A 19,060-nucleotide genomic window follows, 5' to 3' on the forward strand; every position below is an offset into this window, starting at 1 on the left:
AAATGACCATGTTCGCTAAACGCCAGAGCAAGCCGGCAAGGCTGCATCTCGCCGCTTCGCTCGCCGGGCTGATGGCATTGCTTTCCGCACAAAGCATGGCTTCTGCAGAAGAAGTCACCGGGCGTCTTCCCGATGCCAGCCGGGTGGTGTCCATCGGCGACTCTATCACGGAGATCGTCTATGCGCTCGAAGAGGAGCAGCACCTCGTCGGCCGTGACCAGACGAGTACCTACCCGGAGGCAGCGCAGAAGCTGCCCGATGTCGGCTACATGCGCGCGCTGTCCGCCGAAGGGGTTCTGTCCATCAACCCGACAGCCATCATTGCCGTGGAAGGCAGCGGCCCGAAGGAAACCATCGATGTCCTGAAGAAGGCCAGCGTGCCCTTCGTTTTTGTGCCGGAAGATTACACAGGAAAGAGTATCGCGGCGAAAATACGCGTGGTGGGCACAGCCCTCGGTGTTGATGAGAAAGCCGAAAAGCTGGCATCGCAAGTCGAGAAGGATTTGCAGGCGGCTGAAGACGCAACGAAGAACATCAAGAACCGCAAGCGGATTCTGTTTGTGCTCAGCGCTCAGGGCGGCAAGATCATGGCCTCCGGCACCAAAACGGCAGCCAATGGGATCATCGCACTGGCCGGTGCCGACAATGCGATCACGGAATATCCCGGATACAAGCCATTGACGGACGAAGCGATCATCACGGCCAAACCCGACGTCATTCTGGTCATGGACCGCGGTGGTGACCATGCGTCCGACAATGCCGACCTTCTTGCCAATACGGCGATTGCCGCAACGCCCGCCGGCAAGGACAAGAAGATCATCCGCATGAGTGGTCAGTATCTGCTGGGCTTCGGGCCGCGTGCGCCCAAGGCAATTCACGAGCTGGCAGAAGCCATTTACGGCAACGAACTCGGCAAATGAGTGAGACCGTCTTGAGAAAACCTGCCGTCCTTGCTTCCGCACAGGGCGGCAGCAGACTGCGCCCGGAGGGTGACCGGTCGGCGTTTGCGCGCATGGTCATTGCCTGCCTGTGCGTGGCGCTCGTTGCCACAGTCCTTTTCAGCCTTGCCTTTGGTGCATCCGATGCATCTGTCCTCTCCGTCGTGAAGTCCCTGATTGCTGGATCCGACACCACGGACAATGCGCTCTCCGTCCGCGACCGCATCATCATTTACGATATCCGCTTGCCCCGCGTCATTCTCGGCGCGCTGATCGGCGCGTCGCTCGCCGTATCGGGCGCGGTCATGCAGGGATTGTTCCGCAATCCGCTGGCCGACCCCGGCATCGTCGGCGTCTCGGCGGGCGCCGGGCTTGGCGCGGTCAGCATCATCGTTCTCGGCGGAACCTTCCTCGCCCCGGTGATCGCCCTGTTCAGTCTCTATGCCTTGCCGCTCGCCGCTTTCTTCGGCGCCCTCATCTTCACGCTCATCCTCTACCACGTCGCGACGCGGCGCGGGCAGACATCCATCGCCACCATGCTGCTCGCCGGTATTGCGCTCGGCGCCATGGCCGCCGCCTATATCGGTGTCCTGGTCTATGTCGCCGACGACAAACAGTTGCGCGATCTGACATTCTGGGGGCTGGGATCGCTGGCGGGAGCCAATTGGGTCAAGATCGCCGCATCAGGCCCGCTCATTGCGCTCGCCCTCGTCATTTCACCGTTCCTCGCCCGCGGCCTCAACGGGCTCGCCCTCGGGGAAGCATCGGCCAGCCATCTCGGCATCCCGGTGCAGCGGTTCAAACGCATTGCCATTGTCACCGTCGCTGCGGCCACCGGCGCATCGGTTGCGGTCAGTGGCGGCATCGGCTTTGTCGGCGTCGTCGTTCCGCATCTGCTGCGCCTCGTGATCGGTCCCGATCATCGCTATCTCCTGCCGGCCGCCGCCCTCCTTGGCGCCAGCCTGCTGCTGATTGCCGATGCGGTCAGCCGAACGATTGTTGCGCCATCGGAACTGCCGATCGGCATCGTCACGGCAGCCGTCGGCGCACCGTTCTTCCTGTGGATATTGCTGCGCCGCCGCGGCATTCTGGACCTCTGACCATGATCCGTGTTTCCGATGTCTTCGTATCCCTCGGCCGAAACAGAATCGTCGAGGACGTATCCTTTGATGCGCAGGCCGGCGCATTCACAGTTATCGTCGGCCCCAACGGGTCAGGCAAAACGACCCTGATGCGCGCACTCTCCGGTGATCTGCCGCATGAGGGCGTCATCAGCATCAACGGCACGCCGATCGACCGGCTGAAGCTCTGGCAGATGGCAACCATGCGGGCGATCCTGCCGCAATCCACCTCGCTGTCCTTCCCGTTTACCGTGCGTGAGATCGTCAAGCTGGGCATGACCAGCGGCCGCTCCGGTGTTTCGCGCCACAACGTGGACACACTGCCCGATGAAGCGCTTGAGCGCGTTGACCTCGCGGGTTTCGGCGGGCGGTTCTATCAGGAACTCTCCGGCGGCGAGCAGCAGCGGGTGCAACTGGCGCGCGTCCTCTGCCAGGTCTGGCAGCCGGTGCTCGACGGCCAGCCGCGCTTTCTGTTCCTCGATGAGCCGGTATCGAGCCTCGATATCAAACATCAGCTGATCATCATGCAGATTGCCCGCGACTTTGCCGATCGCGGTGGCGGGGTCATCGCGATCCTGCATGACCTCAACCTCACCTCCATGTTTGCCGACCGGGTGGTGGTCATGCACAGGGGGAGGGCCGATTCTGTGGGCACCCCCATGGAGGTCTTGACCGATGACCGCATCCTGCGCGTCTATGAATGTGCGCTCAAGGTGGGCGGTCTGCCCGGAAAATCCGTGCCGTTCGTCTTGCCGCAATCCGCAGTGTTCTGAGCAAGTGAAGATGCCGCCATCCACCTATTGACTAAAAACGGTGATTTGATACTAAATATAGATGTTATGGTTCTCCCCGAGTCGCAAGACCGGGAGCTAAGAGGGAAGCCGGTGAAATGTCCTGGACATTGATACCGGCGCTGCCCCCGCAACTGTAAACAGCGAGTTGTTGTCGACAATGCCACTGGAGCCGCGCTTCGGGAAGGCCGACACCAGCGTCGACCTGTGAGCCAGGAGACCTGCCATGACATGATGAACGTCCACGGGCGGGGTGTCCCGGTGTGTCGCTTGCAATGGTCGGCCGCAAGCTGACCGGATTCTTGCACGCGTGCGCTCGACCTTTGCCCCCAACATTTGGGGTATAAGCACATGTCTCTTTCTCTTCAAACCACCCGCGTCGACGGTCAGTCGCCGGTTCGTCCCGCCGAATTGCTGCCATCATCCAGCGAGCCCGGCTATCGCGTCATTCGCCGCAATGGCTCGGTCACGCCCTTCGACCCGCTGAAAATCACCGTTGCTCTCACCAAAGCCTTCCTCGCCGTCGAAGGTAATGTCGCTGCCGGTTCGCGCCGTGTGCACGATGTCGTCGAAGGCTTGACCGCCGACATCGTGACAACATTGAAGCGCCGCAGCAGTGAAGGCCGTCTGTTCCACATCGAGGATGTGCAGGATCAGGTCGAACTTGCCCTCATGCGCAGCGAAAACCACAAGGTTGCGCGTGCTTACGTGCTCTATCGGGAAGAACGCGCGAGAGAACGCGCAAAACTGGTGGAACCCGTGGCCACAACCGGCCCGTCGCTGAGCGTTACGCTCCTCGACGGAACCAGGGCACCGCTCGATGCGGCGCGCCTCGCCCGCATCATCGATGAAGCCTGTGAAGGACTTGAGGGGGTCAGCGCCGCACCGATCCTCAGCGAAACCCAGCGCAATCTTTACGACGGTATCACGCTCGATGAATTGTCGCTTGCGCCCATTCTGGCTGCACGCACACTCGTTGAAACAGAACCGAACTATTCCTTTGTCACCGCGCGGCTGCTTCTCGACAAACTGCGCCGCGAAGCCTTGAGCTTTGTCTTCGGCAGGCCCGAACAGGCGACCCAGCATGAAATGGCGGAGCGATACGCCGATTATTTCCCCGCCTATGTGAAGGCCGGCATTGAAGCCGAACTGCTCGATCCGGAACTCGCCCGCTTCGACCTGCGGAAAATATCAGCCGCTCTGAAGCCGGAACGCGACCTGCAGTTCCAGTATCTTGGCCTGCAGACATTGTATGATCGTTATCTCCAGCAGACACGCGGTATCCGGTTCGAACTGCCACAGGCCTTCCTGATGCGCGTTGCCATGGGCCTCGCCACCCGTGAGATCGACCGGGAAGCACGCGCCATCGAATTCTACGATCTGCTGTCGTCGTTCGACTTCATGGCTTCCACCCCGACCTTGTTCAATTCGGGCACGTTGCGCCCGCAGCTGTCCTCCTGCTTCCTGACCACCGTCGCCGACGATCTCGATGGCATCTTCAAGGCGGTGAAGGACAATGCGCTTCTGGCAAAATATTCCGGCGGTCTTGGCAATGACTGGACGCCCGTGCGTGGCCTTGGCGCCCATATCAAGGGAACCAACGGTGAAAGCCAGGGCGTTGTACCGTTCCTGAAAGTGGCCAATGATACGGCCATCGCGGTCAATCAGGGCGGCAAGCGCAAGGGCGCGGTCTGCGCCTATCTCGAGACCTGGCATGTCGACATCGAGGAGTTCCTCGATCTGCGCAAGAATACCGGTGACGACCGCCGCCGCACCCATGACATGAACACTGCCAACTGGGTGCCTGACCTGTTCATGAGCCGCGTCGAGGCGGACGAGCCATGGACCCTGTTCTCACCCGACGAGACGCCGGATTTGCACGACCTCTATGGCGCGGCATTCAAATCCGCCTACGAGGCCTATGAAGCCAAGGCCGCACGCGGGGAAATCCGTGTCTTCCGCACCGTGCGGGCACTGGATCTCTGGCGCCGGATTTTGACGATGCTGTTCGAGACCGGCCACCCATGGGTCACGTTCAAGGACCCCTGCAATATCCGCTCGCCGCAGGGTCATGTCGGCGTGGTGCATTCCTCGAACCTGTGCACGGAAATTACCCTCAACACATCGAAGGATGAGGTTGCGGTGTGCAACCTCGGCTCGATCAATCTTGCCAATCACATTGCAGCCGAAGGTCTCGACCTCAAGCGTCTGGCGCGCACTGTGGCAACGGCCATGCGCATGCTCGACAATGTCATCGACATCAACTTCTACACGATTCCGGAAGCGCGCCATTCCAACCTGCGTCACCGTCCGGTCGGCCTCGGGCTGATGGGCTTCCAGGATGCATTGCAGGCATTGCGTATTCCCTACGCCTCCAACGAGGCCGTGGCTTTCGCCGATCTCAGCATGGAAGCCATTTCCTATCACGCCATTTCGGCATCTGTTGACCTCGCCAGCGAACGCGGCAGCTATCCGAGCTTCAGCGGTTCGCTCTGGTCAAAAGGCATTCTCCCGATCGATTCCATCGAACTGCTCGATCAGGCCCGCATGGCGGCTGGCGCCAGGCTTTCGATGGATCGCAGCACTACCCTTGACTGGGAAGCCCTGCGCAAGCGGGTGACGACAACCGGAATGCGCAATTCCAACACCATGGCGATTGCCCCCACCGCAACGATTTCGAACATTTGCGGCGTTGCCCAGTCCATCGAGCCCGCCTATCAGAACCTATTCGTCAAATCCAACATGTCGGGCGACTTCACTGTCGTGAATGCAGCACTGGTGCATGACCTGAAGCAGCGCGGGCTATGGGACGAGGTGATGATTTCGGACCTGAAATATTTCGACGGCTCGGTGGGTGAGATCGACCGCATTCCCGCCGACCTCAAGGCGCTCTATGCCACGGCATTCGAAATCGACAGTGCATGGCTGATTGCCGCGGCCTCGCGCCGGCAGAAATGGATCGATCAGGCTCAGTCCCTCAATCTCTACATTGCCAACCCGAGCGGCAAGAAACTGGACGAGCTCTATCGCCTCGCTTGGAACAGCGGCCTGAAGACGACGTATTACCTGCGCTCGCGCTCGGCCTCGCACGTGGAAAAGTCCACGCTGAAAGGTACCGATGGCAAGCTCAACGCTGTCGCCGCCAAGCCGATTGCCGAACCGATCATCCTGTCGGAACCGGCCGGTAATGCCTGCTCGATCAATGATCCGGACTGTGAAGCCTGCCAGTAAGCGCGCAACCGCGCCTGCCACACATGCTTTGCAATGAATTGAAGGAAAAGACCATGCTTGACTGGACCAACACCGAAGCTGCCGCCAATGCGGCCCGCGCCATCCACCCCGCCCTTGCACCGGATCAGGCACCCGCCGCCGATGCCACGGGTCTTGGCGATATCGTACGCGGCGGTGGCCGTGTGCGCGTCGACGACAAGGCGATGATCAATTCACGTGCCGACGTCAACCAGCTTCTGCCGCTCAAATATCACTGGGCCTGGGAGAAATATCTCAATGGCTGCAACAATCACTGGATGCCGACTGAGGTATCGATGCAGGCAGATATCGCCCTGTGGAAATCCAGGGACGGGCTAACCGACGACGAACGCCGCATGATCAAGCGCAATCTCGGTTTCTTCGCGGCATCCGAGTCACTTGTTGCCAACAATATTGTCCTTGCCATCTACCGGCATCTGACCAATCCGGAATGCCGCCAGTATCTCTTGCGTCAGGCTTTCGAGGAAGCCGTCCACACCCACACCTTCCAGTATATCGTGGAAAGTCTCGGGCTGGACGAGGGCGAACTCTTCAACATGTATCGCGAAGTGCCATCGATCACCGACAAGGCGGCATGGGCGCTCAAGCACACGCAAAATCTCGACAACCCGGATTTCAAGACCGGCACGCCGGAGATGGATCAGCAATTCCTGCGCGATCTCGTCGCCTTCTACGTCATTTTCGAGGGCATGTGGTTCTATACGGGCTTTGCCCAGATCCTGTCGCTTGGCAGGCGCAACAAGATGGTCGGCATTGCCGAACAGTATCAGTACATCCTGCGCGACGAGAGCATCCACATGAATTTCGGCATCGACGTGATCAACCAGATCCGTCATGAGAATCCGCATCTGTGGACCAAGGCTTTCACCGAAGAACTGCGCGGGATGATCAGGGATGCAGCAGAGCTTGAGGCGTCCTACGGCCGCGATACCATGCCGCGCGGGTTCCTCGGGCTGAATGCTGCGCTTTGCGAAAGCTATATGCACTTCATCGCCAACCGCCGCTGCGCCCAGCTCGGTCTCGCACAGGTCTTTCCCGACACGGACAATCCGTTCCCGTGGATGTCGGAAGCCATGGATCTGAAGAAGGAAAAGAATTTTTTCGAAACCCGGGTCATCGAATACCAGAATGGCGGGGCGCTGGCATGGGATTGACGCGTATAATGCCGGCTCCCGAGGATATTTTCGTCGCCTGACCGCGCTTGATGCGGGCATCACGGCTGCGGCGGGACAGGACGCCGCAGCTGCGACAGAATCTGCCGCCAATGGAATTGATTTGTTGACATAAAGATATCTTTATGTGAGTTTACGCCTCTCATCCCAAGATGGCCAAGAGGCGTTTGAGTCATGAATATTGCAGTCGATAATCTGTTCGGTCCCATGGGCGCTCCGCGGGATGGCTCGGAGGTGTTTGAAGCGCTGACCAAGGCGGCGCGCGAACGCATCCTGATTCTCGACGGGGCCATGGGCACGCAGATTCAGGGCCTCAGCCTGAACGAGGACGATTTCCGCGGCGAACGCTTCGCCGACTGCTCCTGTCACCTGCAGGGCAATAACGACCTTCTGATTCTCACGCAGCCCCAGGCCATCGAGGACATCCACTACGCCTATGCCATGGCCGGTGCGGACATTCTCGAAACCAACACCTTCTCTTCCACGACCATTGCCCAGGCTGACTACAGCATGGAAGAGGTTGTCTATGAGCTGAACCGCGATGGCGCCCGCCTTGCCCGCCGGGCCGCGATCAAGGCCGAACAGAAGGACGGCAAGCGCCGCTTCGTGGCCGGGGCGCTCGGACCGACGAACCGCACCGCATCCATTTCGCCTGACGTGAACAATCCCGGCTATCGCGCCGTCACCTTCGACGATCTGCGCGTCGCCTACGCGGATCAGGTGCGCGGCCTGATGGATGGCGGCGCCGATATCATCCTCATCGAAACGATCTTCGACACGCTGAACGCCAAGGCAGCGGTGTTCGCCACACAGGAAGTGTTCGAGGAAAAGGGCATTACGCTGCCCATCATGATTTCGGGCACGATCACCGATCTCTCAGGCCGCACCTTGTCCGGTCAGACGCCGACGGCATTCTGGCATTCCGTGCGTCATGCGGAACCCTTCACCATCGGCCTGAACTGCGCGCTTGGCGCCAATGCGATGCGCGCCCATCTGGCTGAAATCTCCGGCGTTGCCGATACATTTGTCTGCGCCTATCCCAATGCCGGTCTGCCCAATGAATTCGGCCAGTATGACGAAAGCCCCGAAGCGATGGTCGAGCAGCTGGAAGGCTTTGCCAGTGAAGGCCTGCTGAACATCGTCGGCGGCTGCTGCGGTTCGACGCCCGATCACATCCGGGCGATTGCCGCGGCGGTCAGCAAATATCCGCCGCGCCAGATCCCGGAAATTTCCACGCATATGCGCCTGTCCGGCCTTGAGCCGTTCACGCTGACCAAGGACATTCCATTTGTGAATGTCGGCGAGCGCACGAACATCACCGGCTCGGCCAAGTTCCGCAAGCTGATCACCGCCGGCGACTTTGCCACGGCGCTGGATGTGGCGCGCGACCAGGTTGCCAATGGCGCGCAGATCATCGACATCAATATGGATGAAGGCCTGATCGACAGCGAGAAGGCGATGGTCGAGTTCCTCAACCTGATCGCCGCTGAGCCGGATATTGCCCGCGTGCCCGTCATGATCGACAGTTCCAAGTGGGATGTCATCGAGGCCGGATTGAAATGTGTGCAGGGCAAGCCGCTCGTCAACTCCATCTCCATGAAGGAGGGGGAGGAGGCTTTCCTGCACCATGCCAAACGCGTCCGCGCCTATGGCGCAGCCGTCGTGGTCATGGCCTTCGACACGGAGGGCCAGGCCGATACGCTGGAGCGCAAGGTCGAGATCTGCACCCGCGCCTACGAACTCCTGACCAAGGAAGCCGGGTTCCCGCCCGAAGATATCATCTTCGATCCGAATGTGTTCGCGGTTGCCACCGGCATCGAGGAACACAATGGTTATGGCGTTGCCTTTATCGAAGCGACACGCCAGATCACCGAAACGCTGCCGCATGTCCACATCTCCGGCGGCATCTCGAACCTGTCCTTTTCGTTCCGCGGCAACGAGCCCGTGCGCGAAGCCATGCATGCGGTGTTCCTCTACCATGCGATCCAGGTCGGCATGGACATGGGCATCGTCAACGCCGGGCAGCTGGCGGTCTATGAATCCATCGATCCGGAATTGCGCGAGGCCTGCGAGGATGTCGTGCTCAACCGCCGCGACGATGCGACGGAACGGCTGCTCGACCTCGCCGAACGCTACAAGGGATCCGCCGGCAAGGAAGCGCGCGAGCGTGATCTCGCCTGGCGCGAATGGAGCGTGGCCGACCGCATTTCCCATGCGCTCGTCAATGGCATTACCGAATTCATCGATGTCGACACGGAAGAGGCGCGGCTTGCGGCCGAACGGCCGCTGCATGTGATCGAAGGTCCGCTGATGGCGGGCATGAACGTTGTCGGCGATCTCTTCGGTGCAGGAAAGATGTTCCTGCCGCAGGTGGTGAAATCCGCCCGCGTGATGAAACAGGCCGTCGCGCTGCTTCTGCCGCATATGGAGGCGGAGAAACTGGCCAATGGCGGCACGAGTGAACGCGAAAGCGCCGGCAAAGTGCTGATGGCGACTGTCAAGGGCGACGTGCATGATATCGGCAAGAACATTGTCGGTGTCGTTCTCGCCTGCAACAATTACGAGATCATCGATCTCGGCGTGATGGTGCCCGCCACCAAGATTCTGCAGACAGCCAAGGAGCTGAACGTCGATATCATTGGCCTCTCCGGCCTGATCACGCCGTCGCTCGACGAAATGGTGCATGTGGCGTCCGAGATGGAGCGCGAAGGGTTCAATATTCCGCTTCTGATCGGAGGGGCAACGACCAGCCGCGTGCACACGGCGGTGAAGATCAATCCGCGCTATCACAAGGGCCAGACGGTTTATGTCACCGATGCGAGCCGTGCCGTCGGCGTCGTCTCCCAACTTCTCTCGCCGGACACCAAGGGTGGCTTTGTCGATAACATCCGTAGCGAATACACGAGGGTTGCCGAGACCCATGCCCGCAATGAGGCAGACAAGCAGCGGCTGTCACTGGAAAAGGCCCGCGCCAATGCCCACAGGATCGACTGGTCGGGCTATGAACCGCCGAAGCCGTCCTTCCTTGGAACGCGGGTGTTCGAAAATTACGACCTCGCCGAACTGTCGCGCTACATCGACTGGACGCCATTCTTCCAGACCTGGGAGCTGAAGGGCCGCTATCCCGCCATTCTCGAAGACGAACATCAGGGCGCGGCAGCGCGGCAATTGTTTGCCGACGCGCAGGCCATGCTGGCCAAGATCATCGAGGAAAAGTGGTTCAATCCGAAAGCCGTCATCGGCTTCTGGCCGGCGGGAACCGTCGGCGATGATATCCGCCTGTTCACCGACGAGGGGCGCCTGAAAGAGCTCGCCACACTCTATACATTGCGCCAGCAGCTGTCGAAGCGCGATGGCCGCCCGAACGTTGCGCTTTCGGATTTCGTCGCCCCTGTTGCCAGCGGCAAAGGGGATTACATCGGCGGTTTCGTCGTGACGGCAGGCATAGAAGAAATCGCCATTGCCGAACGGTTCGAGCGGGCGAATGACGACTATTCGTCGATTCTGGTGAAGGCCCTTGCCGACCGGTTTGCCGAAGCCTTTGCCGAATTGATGCATGAACGGGTGCGCAAGGAATTCTGGGGCTATGCACCGGATGAAACTTTGAAGCCAGATGAACTGATCGGCGAGCCCTATCGCGGCATCCGCCCGGCACCCGGCTATCCCGCGCAGCCCGATCACACGGAAAAGGATACGCTGTTCAGCCTGCTCGACGCGGAAAGGCAGATCAACGTGCGCCTCACCGAAAGCTACGCCATGTGGCCGGGCTCGTCGGTTTCGGGCGTCTATCTCGCCCACCCGGAATCCTATTACTTTGGCGTCGCCAAGGTGGAGCGCGACCAGGTCGAGGATTATTCGGAGCGCAAGGCAATGCCCGTCGAAGAGGTGGAGCGCTGGCTCGGCCCGATCCTCAACTATGTTCCGGCCCCGCGGGTTCAGGCGGCGGAGTGAAGATAGTTGCGGGGAGGGGCGCCCAGCATGCGTTTGAACATGGTGGTAAAGGCGGGAACGCTGTTGTAACCGAGATCGAGCGCAACGCTGGTCACCGCTTCGCCTCCGGACAGACGCGGCAAGGCGGATAGCAGGCAGGCCTGCTGGCGCCAGGTCGACAGGCTCAAGCCCGTCTCGCGCCGGAAAAACCGCGTAAAGGTGCGGCGGCTCATGCCGAGGCGATCGGCCCAGTTGTCGATATTGGTGCGGGGCGAAGGGTCTTGCAGAAAACCCCGGCACAGCGCCGCCAGCCTGGTGTCATCGGGGAAGGGCAGGCCGAGCGGGCGCTCTTCCAGCTTGGGAATCTCGTGCAGCAGCAATCCCATCATGAACGTCGTGCGCGGGCTCGCCTGCTCGTCGGACGGAGAAGCGACAACCTCCCGGATCAGCGTATCCATGAGCGGGGTCAGAGCAACCACGTGCAGATGGTTCTTCAATCCTTCAACGGCATCGGGACGGACATAGATCGAATGCATGGCGACATCGCCGTGCATATCCACCGCATGCCGCACGCCCGCCGGCAGCCATAGCGCATGATGCGGCGGCACCATCCAGCGGCCGAACTTGGTGGAGACCATGACAACCCCGGTCATCGCGTGCAGCAGTTGCGACAGGCTGTGCTGATGCTCCGGAACATGGCACCCCGTGGGATAGTGCGCCAATCCGGCAACCACATCGCCCTTCGATTGCTCAAGCCATTCCAGCCGCTGCAGATGCACACGCCCCAGATCCCTGGCGTGGAAACTCATCTCGGGAAACTTCAGATAGAGCATCGGCTTGGCCCACTTGCGAAAGAAATAGACCAAACCACGAAGGCAGGTTTTGTGCAACAGGTATATCAGGGAAGGGAAGGGTGACGCGAAGCACGCAATCAACACCCTCATTTTCCGATGGAACGCCCGATATGACCGATACATCCCTGCCCGCACAGCGCTCTTCCGCTGAAATAACTGCCTTCGGCATCATCTTTGCCGTGAGCTTCTGCCATCTGCTCAACGACATGATGCAGTCCATGCTCTCGGCCATCTATCCGATGCTCAAGACCAACTATGGTCTCGACTTCAAGCAGATCGGCCTGCTGACGCTCACTTTTCAGGTGACAGCGTCCCTGCTGCAGCCTGTCGTCGGCACCTACACCGACAAGCGCCCGATGCCCTATTCCCTGCCGGTCGGCATGGGCTTTTCGCTGGTTGGCCTCGGCCTCTTGTCGATCGCCACGCACTATTCGATGCTGCTGATCGGCGCCGCTTTCATCGGCATCGGCTCGTCCATCTTCCATCCGGAGTCTTCGCGCGTCGCGCGCCTGGCATCCGGCGGACGTCATGGCCTCGCCCAGTCGCTGTTCCAGGTCGGCGGCAATTTCGGCACGGCGCTCGGACCTTTGCTTGCAGCGTTCATCATCCTGCCGCACGGCCAGCAGAGCATTGCCTGGTTCTCGGCGGCGGCACTGATCGGCATGATCGTCCTGTATCAGGTCGGCAACTGGTACCAGCGCTATCGCGCCGCCAATGCGAAAAAGCCGCCGGTCAGCCGTACCCTGAAACTGCCGCGCCGCAAGGTAACGATGTCGCTGATCATTCTCACACTGCTGGTGTTCAGCAAGAACATCTATCTCGCCAGCATCTCCAGCTACTACACCTTCTACGTGATCCACAAATTCGGCATCACCGTACAGCAGTCGCAGCTGATGCTGTTCCTGTTCCTCGGCGCCGCTGCTGTCGGCATCATCGGCGGCGGACTGGTTGGCGACAAGATCGGCGTCAAGACCGTCATCTGGTTCTCGATCCTGGGCGTCCTGCCGTTCACACTGCTGATGCCCTATGCGAACCTGTTCTGGACCGGCGTGCTGACCGTGTTCATCGGCCTCATCCTGTCCTCGGCATTCCCGGCCATCGTGGTGTTCGCACAGGAGCTTGTGCCGGGCCGGGTCGGCATGATCGCCGGCATCTTCTTCGGCTTCGCCTTCGGCATGGCCGGAATTGCAGCCGCGGTTCTCGGGGTCGTTGCCGACAACAAGGGAATCGACTTTGTCTATATGGTCTGTTCCTACCTGCCATTCCTCGGCCTGTTGACCATCTTCCTGCCGAGCATGCGCGAGGTGAAGGGCGAGCCCGTGGCGGTCCCGGCGTAAACAGGCTGCAGCATTGTTGCCATCCGGCGACAGTCGCTGAAATAACAGCCCTTTGTCGTAACGGGTCCGGAACGCGCGTGTTCCGGGCCCGTTTTCAATTGGCTCAACGATTTCAATGGTTAAAGATGATTTCGTTACTCATATTTTATAAGCTGATGCAAAACCTTCTGGAAGCGTTCCAAATCATTGGCGTTGCCTGATATTTCCAATGGTTTTATGCCAATCGAATGACGTTTCAACCGCAGATGAATACCAAGATAAACGGCTTTTCCGTCGTCGGGGGCTTGCAGCAGCGCGCCTGGGACGGTGTTGTCGCCGATCTATTCAGCGTGAATTGCGCGCCCGACGCCAGCGGTCAGTATGAGGCGAGGGACCCCCGACTTTTCATCGTTCTCGACGGTCTGAACACCGGCACGTTCAACGTGCGGCTCGACCCGCAGAGCAAGGATCTCGGCAGCGATGGCGTTGCCAATCCGATGTGCTATGTCCCGGCGGGAATGCCGCTCTGGTCCCGCCTCCGCGAGGTCAAGCATATCCGCCACATCGACCTGCACTTCAACGTCCAAACACTGGTCAAACGCTTTGGCGACGGGGTCGATCTTGGCGCGGTCACGCGGCCGCGCCTGATGTTTTCCGATCCGCGCATCCTGGCTCTGGCCAATCTCATGGCGGGGGAGTGTGCCAATCCCGATCCGCTGCACCCGCTCTATGGCGAGAGCCTGGCAATCTCGGTCTTCACGCTGCTGTTCGACATCAAGGCTAAAGCAGAGCGCAAGCGCAGCAAACTTGCGCCCTGGCAGCTGCGCCGTGTCACCAACTATCTCGGTGAAAACTGGATGCGTGCGGTCCGCCTGCAGGAACTGGCTGATCTGACCGGATTGTCGCAATCGCATTTCAGTCATGCCTTCAAGGCTTCGACCGGCATGCCGCCGCACCAGTGGCAGATGCGCGCGCGCGTGCGCCGCATTGAAGAAATGCTGCTGCGGACCGGCCACAGTCTCAACCACATCGCGGAGCTCGCAGGCTTTGCCGATCAGGCGCATTTCACCCGCGTGTTCCGCCAGCACACCGGCCTCACGCCGGCCGCCTGGCAACGCAGCCGGAAATAAGCATTACCGCCAGGCGACTTTAGCCCAAAAACATTCAACGGCCGCGATTTCGGACAAGACCCGCACTTATAGTTGAGTTAAATAGTCATAATATTTCAGGCATACGATGATATTGGCGCGGGCGCAGCGGCGTGCGGTGTCATTGTTCTTTGGGGTTTTTTGGGGCGACACATGACAAGACATAACCGGACACGGCGGGCAGGGCTTCTGTTTGCCGGCACAACCCTCAGCATTGCGCTTCTGCCAATCGCAGCCATGGCGGAAGAATCCATCGTCCTCAAGGAAATCGTCATCGATGGCGGCAACGGCACGGCGACCGGACCGGTCAACAGCTACGTCGCCAAGAAGACCACCGCCGGTTCGAAATCCGCCCTGCCGATCACCGCCATTCCCCAGTCCGTTTCCGTGGTCGGCCAGCAGGAACTGCAGGATCGCGGCGTCAAGAAAGTCGATGAAGCCCTGCGCTATACCGCAGGCATCACCGCAGCGCCCTTCGGCGAAGACCCCGATACGGACTGGATTTTCATTCGTGGCTTCCAGGCCACGCAAAGCGGCGTTTTCCTCGATGGCCTGCCGCTCTTCGGCTATGGTTTCGGCGGATTCCAGATCGATCCCTTCATGCTTGAGCGGGTGGAAGTCCTCAAGGGCCCCGCTTCGGTTCTCTATGGTGGCGCCAATCCCGGCGGCATCGTCAATATGGTGAGCAAACGTCCGGAAAAGGATCGCTTCGGCCGGATCGAGACGGGTGTCAACCAATATGGCAATGCCTATCTCGGCGTCGATGTCGGCGACAAGCTCGATGAAAACGGCGTCTGGACCTACCGCTTCACCGGTCGGATCGCCGGCGGCGAGCAACAGACGGATTTCGCCAAGGATTTCCGCGGCTCGCTGATGCCGCAGATCACCTATGCGCCATCAGCCGACACAAAAGTCACCGTGTTCGGCCAGTTCTCCGCCCTCGACCAGACCCATGCGGGCGGCGGGTTCCTGCCTTATTACGGCACCGTCAAGGACGCGGCATTCGGCAAGATCAGCCGCAAGGCGAACTTCACCGAACCAGGTATCGATGACGGCCAGAACCGCCAATATCTGTTTGGCTACGAAGCGGAACACACATTCGACAATGGCTGGAAGCTCAGCCAGAATGTACGCTACGGCCATCAGAACAAGAAGGAAACCAGCCCCTATCCCTATGGCTATGTTGATCCCGCCTTCCCCTATGGCGGCGGTCTGAAACCGACTACGCCGGACAATCTCCTGTACCGGATCGGCTTCAACCACGATACGAAAGTCGACACGTTCCTGATGGACAACCGGGCCGAGAAGCAATTCACCACCGGCGCGCTCGAACACAATTTCCTGTTCGGCGTCGACTACAAATATTTCAAGATCGACCAGGTGCAGGCATCGGGCGGTGCAACGCCGATCAGCGCCAGCAATCCGGTCTACGGTGCCCCGCAGGGCCCGACCAGCGTCTATCTCGATCAGGTTTTGAAGATGAACCAGATTGGCGTCTACACGCAGGATCAGGTGCGGTTCGGCGATGGCTGGCTGATGACCCTGAACGGCCGCTATGACTACGTCAACATCGCGTCGGATTCCGCCGAAGGCCCGTTCTTCCCGCTTGGCCCGACCTATGACTACAACAAGAGCGCCGTCAGCGGCCGTGTCGGGCTCGGCTATGAATTCTCGAACGGCGTGACGCCCTATATCAGCGCGGCAACCTTCTTCAATCCGGTGATTGGCGTCACCCTTGGCGAACCGCTGAAGCCGGAAGAGGGCTATCAGTTCGAAGCGGGTGTCAAATACGCCCCGGATTTCGTTGACGGTTTGCTGACGGCATCCGTGTTCCAGATCACCAAGCAGAATGCGCTGTCGCGCATTCCAGGTACCTTCATCGACACACAGCTGGGCGAGGTCACATCGACCGGGCTGGAACTGGAAGGCAAGGTCAATATCGACCAGAACTGGAAGGCCCTGGCATCGCTGACCGTGCTCGATATGGAGATTACCAAGGATGAGGACCCGGCATTGATCGGCAACTGGCCGACAATCGTCCCGAAAGTGTCCGCCGCGTTCTGGCTGGATTACACAGTCGACCAGGGACCGCTGCAAGGGGTCAATCTCGGGGCAGGGGTCCGCTATCAGGGCGAGTCCTACGCCAACAAGGCCAACACGCTGAAGGTTCCCGGCGCCACCTTGTTCGATGCCGCTATCCGTTACGAGAAGGACAACTGGGGCGTTGCCCTCAATGTCACCAATCTTTTCGACAAGGCCTATGTCAAGGGCTGCGACGGCGAGGCGGTCTGCGGTTATGGCGACGGCCGGACGATCACGCTTTCAGCCCACACCAAATGGTAGTTGCACAGCCCTTGTAGAAAACTGCCATCCGGACACCCGCCATGCATGTCGCATGGCGGGTGTTTTGTTTGATGGGCCTCCTGACTCGTTTTGTCAGGAGGTGGTTTGAAAACCAGTTTGGATCACCATATAAGGAAAACCATTCTTCCAATGACGGTTCAGGCCTCCTGTTTCATTCTACCGGAGACGTCGCAACCGAAAATTCCGTCCGGATAGACCCCATGTCCTCAGCCATATCTGTTTCCAATCTGCATAAAACCTATGATTCCGGGTTTGAAGCACTCAAGAACATCAATCTCGACATTCATCACGGTGAAATCTTTGCCTTGCTCGGCCCCAACGGCGCCGGCAAGACGACGCTGATCAGCACCATCTGCGGCATCGTCAATCCGACGTCCGGCACGATCCTTGCCGATGGGCACGACATCCAGAAGGAATATCGTGCGGCGCGCACCAAGATCGGCCTGGTGCCGCAGGAATTGACGACTGATGCCTTCGAGACGGTATGGAACACGGTGAGTTTCAGCCGCGGCCTGTTCGGAAAGCCGTCCAAACCCAGCCATGTCGAGAAGATCCTGAAAGACCTTTCGCTCTGGGACAAGAAAGACAACAAGATCATCACCTTGTCCGGCGGCATGAAGCGCCGCGTCATGATTGCCAAGGCACTGTCGCACGAACCGGAGATCCTGTTCCTCGATGAACCGACCGCCGGTGTCGACGTCGAGCTGCGCCGCGACATGTGGAATGTTGTGCGCGCCTTGCGCGAGTCCGGCGTGACCATCATCCTGACGACCCACTACATCGAGGAAGCCGAACAGATGGCGGACCGCATCGGCGTCATCAGCAAAGGCGAGATCATCCTGGTCGAAGAAAAGCACGAACTGATGCGCTCGCTGGGCAAGAAGCAGCTGCGCCTGCATTTGCAGGAAGAGCATTCGGCCGTACCCGACACTCTGGCCAAGTACGGGCTCGAACTGGCCGCCAGCGGCAGCGAGCTGATCTACAGCTACGATGCACATGAGGACAAAACCGGCATTGCCTCCCTGCTCAAGGATCTGGACAAGGCAGGCATAGGGTTCAACGACATTCAGACGAAGCAAAGCTCTCTCGAGGAAATCTTCGTCAATCTGGTGAGGGAACGCAAATGAACCTTTACGCGATCCGTGCGATCTATCTCTTTGAAATGCATCGCACTTGGCGCACGATCATGCAGAGCATCATCTCGCCTGTCATTTCCACCAGCCTGTACTTTGTCGTCTTCGGTTCGGCCATTGGCGGGCGCATTCCCGAGATCAATGGCGTCAGCTACGGTGCGTTCATCGTACCGGGACTGGTCATGCTGTCGCTGCTGACGCAGAGCATTTCCAACGCGTCCTTCGGTATCTACTTTCCCAAATTCACCGGGACGATCTATGAATTGCTGTCGGCACCGGTGTCCTATTTCGAGATTGTCATCGCCTATGTCGGCGCGGCGGCGTCGAAATCGATCATTCTCGGCGTGATCATTCTGGCAACGGCCGCCTTGTTCGTGCCGATGCGGATCGAGCATCCCTTTGTCATGGTGCTGTTTCTCGTGCTCACCGCGGTGACATTCAGTCTGTTCGGCTTCATCATCGGCATATGGGCCGACGGCTTTGAAAAGCTGCAGCTGGTGCCGCTGATGATCGTCACGCCGCTGACGTTCCTGGGCGGCAGCTTCTACTCCATCGACATGCTTCCGCCGTTCTGGCGCACGGTCACCCTGTTCAATCCGGTCGTTTATCTCATCAGCGGCTTTCGCTGGAGTTTTTACGGCTTGTCTGACGTGCACATCGGAACCAGTCTTGCCATGACATTGGTGTTCCTCATCGTCTGCATTCTGATTGTGCGCTGGATGTTCAAGACGGGGTACAGGCTGAAAAGCTAGGCCTATTCTTCCCAGCGCTGGAAGGGATCGCGATCATCCGTCGTATGATTGCGCTCCTCGGCGCAAAGGAAGGCCGCCGGGATTTCTTCCGGCTTCAGCACGGCAAAGCGGTCCGGATCGGGCTCGACGACGTCTGCCGGGCCGCTTGGCAAAACAGGCTGCTTGAACAACACCTTTACAGTTGGCCCCATACGCATTCCCCGTGTCCCGCACGCATAAGCTCTGGCGAAGGCCTGCATGATGCAGGAAAGACCCGCCGGGAGTCGAGTCC

Annotated in this window: 13 protein-coding genes and 1 riboswitch; of the genes, 11 read left to right on the forward strand and 2 right to left on the reverse strand. The window is 59.6% G+C overall.

Annotated features, from left to right (window positions below):
• Positions 1-2 precede the first annotated feature (2 nt).
• The 6 genes from ACZ25R_RS03640 (at position 3) to metH (ending at position 11,243) form a co-directional block, all read left to right on the forward strand.
• Positions 3-920, forward strand: a complete 918-nt coding sequence (locus tag ACZ25R_RS03640; RefSeq protein ID WP_472460074.1) for a heme/hemin ABC transporter substrate-binding protein — start codon at positions 3-5, stop codon at positions 918-920.
• The gene (locus ACZ25R_RS03645) at positions 917-2,038 is read left to right on the forward strand and encodes a FecCD family ABC transporter permease (RefSeq protein ID WP_472460075.1); all 1,122 of its coding nucleotides are present in this window, start codon (positions 917-919) and stop codon (positions 2,036-2,038) included. Before ACZ25R_RS03640 ends, ACZ25R_RS03645 begins: the two co-directional genes overlap by 4 nt.
• 2 nt (positions 2,039-2,040) lie before the next feature.
• On the forward strand, positions 2,041-2,832 hold the full coding sequence (locus ACZ25R_RS03650) for a heme ABC transporter ATP-binding protein (protein WP_472460076.1): 792 nt from the start codon (positions 2,041-2,043) through the stop codon (positions 2,830-2,832).
• A gap of 50 nt (positions 2,833-2,882) precedes the next feature.
• Positions 2,883-3,093: riboswitch (cobalamin riboswitch) on the forward strand.
• Between the two features lie 108 nt (positions 3,094-3,201).
• Positions 3,202-6,081 (forward strand): ribonucleoside-diphosphate reductase subunit alpha, encoded by a 2,880-nt coding sequence (locus ACZ25R_RS03655; RefSeq protein WP_472460077.1) that lies wholly within the window; start codon positions 3,202-3,204, stop codon positions 6,079-6,081.
• A gap of 53 nt (positions 6,082-6,134) precedes the next feature.
• Positions 6,135-7,274, forward strand: a complete 1,140-nt coding sequence (locus tag ACZ25R_RS03660; RefSeq protein WP_130272649.1) for a ribonucleotide-diphosphate reductase subunit beta — start codon at positions 6,135-6,137, stop codon at positions 7,272-7,274.
• A 192-nt stretch (positions 7,275-7,466) separates the two neighbouring features.
• Positions 7,467-11,243, forward strand: a complete 3,777-nt coding sequence (gene metH, locus ACZ25R_RS03665; protein WP_472460079.1) for a methionine synthase — start codon at positions 7,467-7,469, stop codon at positions 11,241-11,243.
• Here metH and ACZ25R_RS03670 read toward each other — a convergent pair.
• Entirely contained in the window at positions 11,228-12,055 is an 828-nt protein-coding gene (locus tag ACZ25R_RS03670) for an AraC family transcriptional regulator (protein WP_223614644.1), read from the reverse strand. The genes metH and ACZ25R_RS03670 overlap by 16 nt on opposite strands.
• Before the next feature lie 131 nt (positions 12,056-12,186).
• Between ACZ25R_RS03670 and ACZ25R_RS03675 the strand changes: the two genes are divergently transcribed.
• The 5 genes from ACZ25R_RS03675 (at position 12,187) to ACZ25R_RS03695 (ending at position 18,789) form a co-directional block, all read left to right on the forward strand.
• Positions 12,187-13,413, forward strand: coding sequence for an MFS transporter (locus tag ACZ25R_RS03675; protein WP_346306194.1), 1,227 nt, complete (start codon positions 12,187-12,189; stop codon positions 13,411-13,413).
• Between the two features lie 227 nt (positions 13,414-13,640).
• A complete protein-coding gene (locus ACZ25R_RS03680; protein WP_472460080.1) occupies positions 13,641-14,522 on the forward strand; it encodes a helix-turn-helix domain-containing protein in 882 nt (293 codons plus the stop codon).
• A 171-nt stretch (positions 14,523-14,693) separates the two neighbouring features.
• Positions 14,694-16,883 carry a TonB-dependent siderophore receptor gene (locus ACZ25R_RS03685; RefSeq protein WP_472460081.1) on the forward strand — a complete coding sequence of 730 codons (2,190 nt, stop codon included), beginning with the start codon at positions 14,694-14,696 and terminating at the stop codon, positions 16,881-16,883.
• A gap of 221 nt (positions 16,884-17,104) precedes the next feature.
• Positions 17,105-18,031: an ABC transporter ATP-binding protein gene (locus tag ACZ25R_RS03690; protein WP_346306191.1), complete on the forward strand. Its 927-nt coding sequence runs from the start codon at positions 17,105-17,107 to the stop codon at positions 18,029-18,031.
• The gene (locus ACZ25R_RS03695) at positions 18,028-18,789 is read left to right on the forward strand and encodes an ABC transporter permease (RefSeq protein ID WP_223614639.1); all 762 of its coding nucleotides are present in this window, start codon (positions 18,028-18,030) and stop codon (positions 18,787-18,789) included. The genes ACZ25R_RS03690 and ACZ25R_RS03695 overlap by 4 nt, the downstream gene beginning before the upstream one ends.
• A 2-nt stretch (positions 18,790-18,791) precedes the next feature.
• Here the strand turns inward: ACZ25R_RS03695 and ACZ25R_RS03700 are convergent, their stop codons facing one another.
• The gene (locus ACZ25R_RS03700; protein ID WP_463012736.1) at positions 18,792-18,980 is read right to left on the reverse strand and encodes a hypothetical protein; all 189 of its coding nucleotides are present in this window, start codon (positions 18,978-18,980) and stop codon (positions 18,792-18,794) included.
• Positions 18,981-19,060: the final 80 nt, after the last annotated feature.

This window comes from Phyllobacterium sp. RCAM01083 (assembly GCF_055685835.1).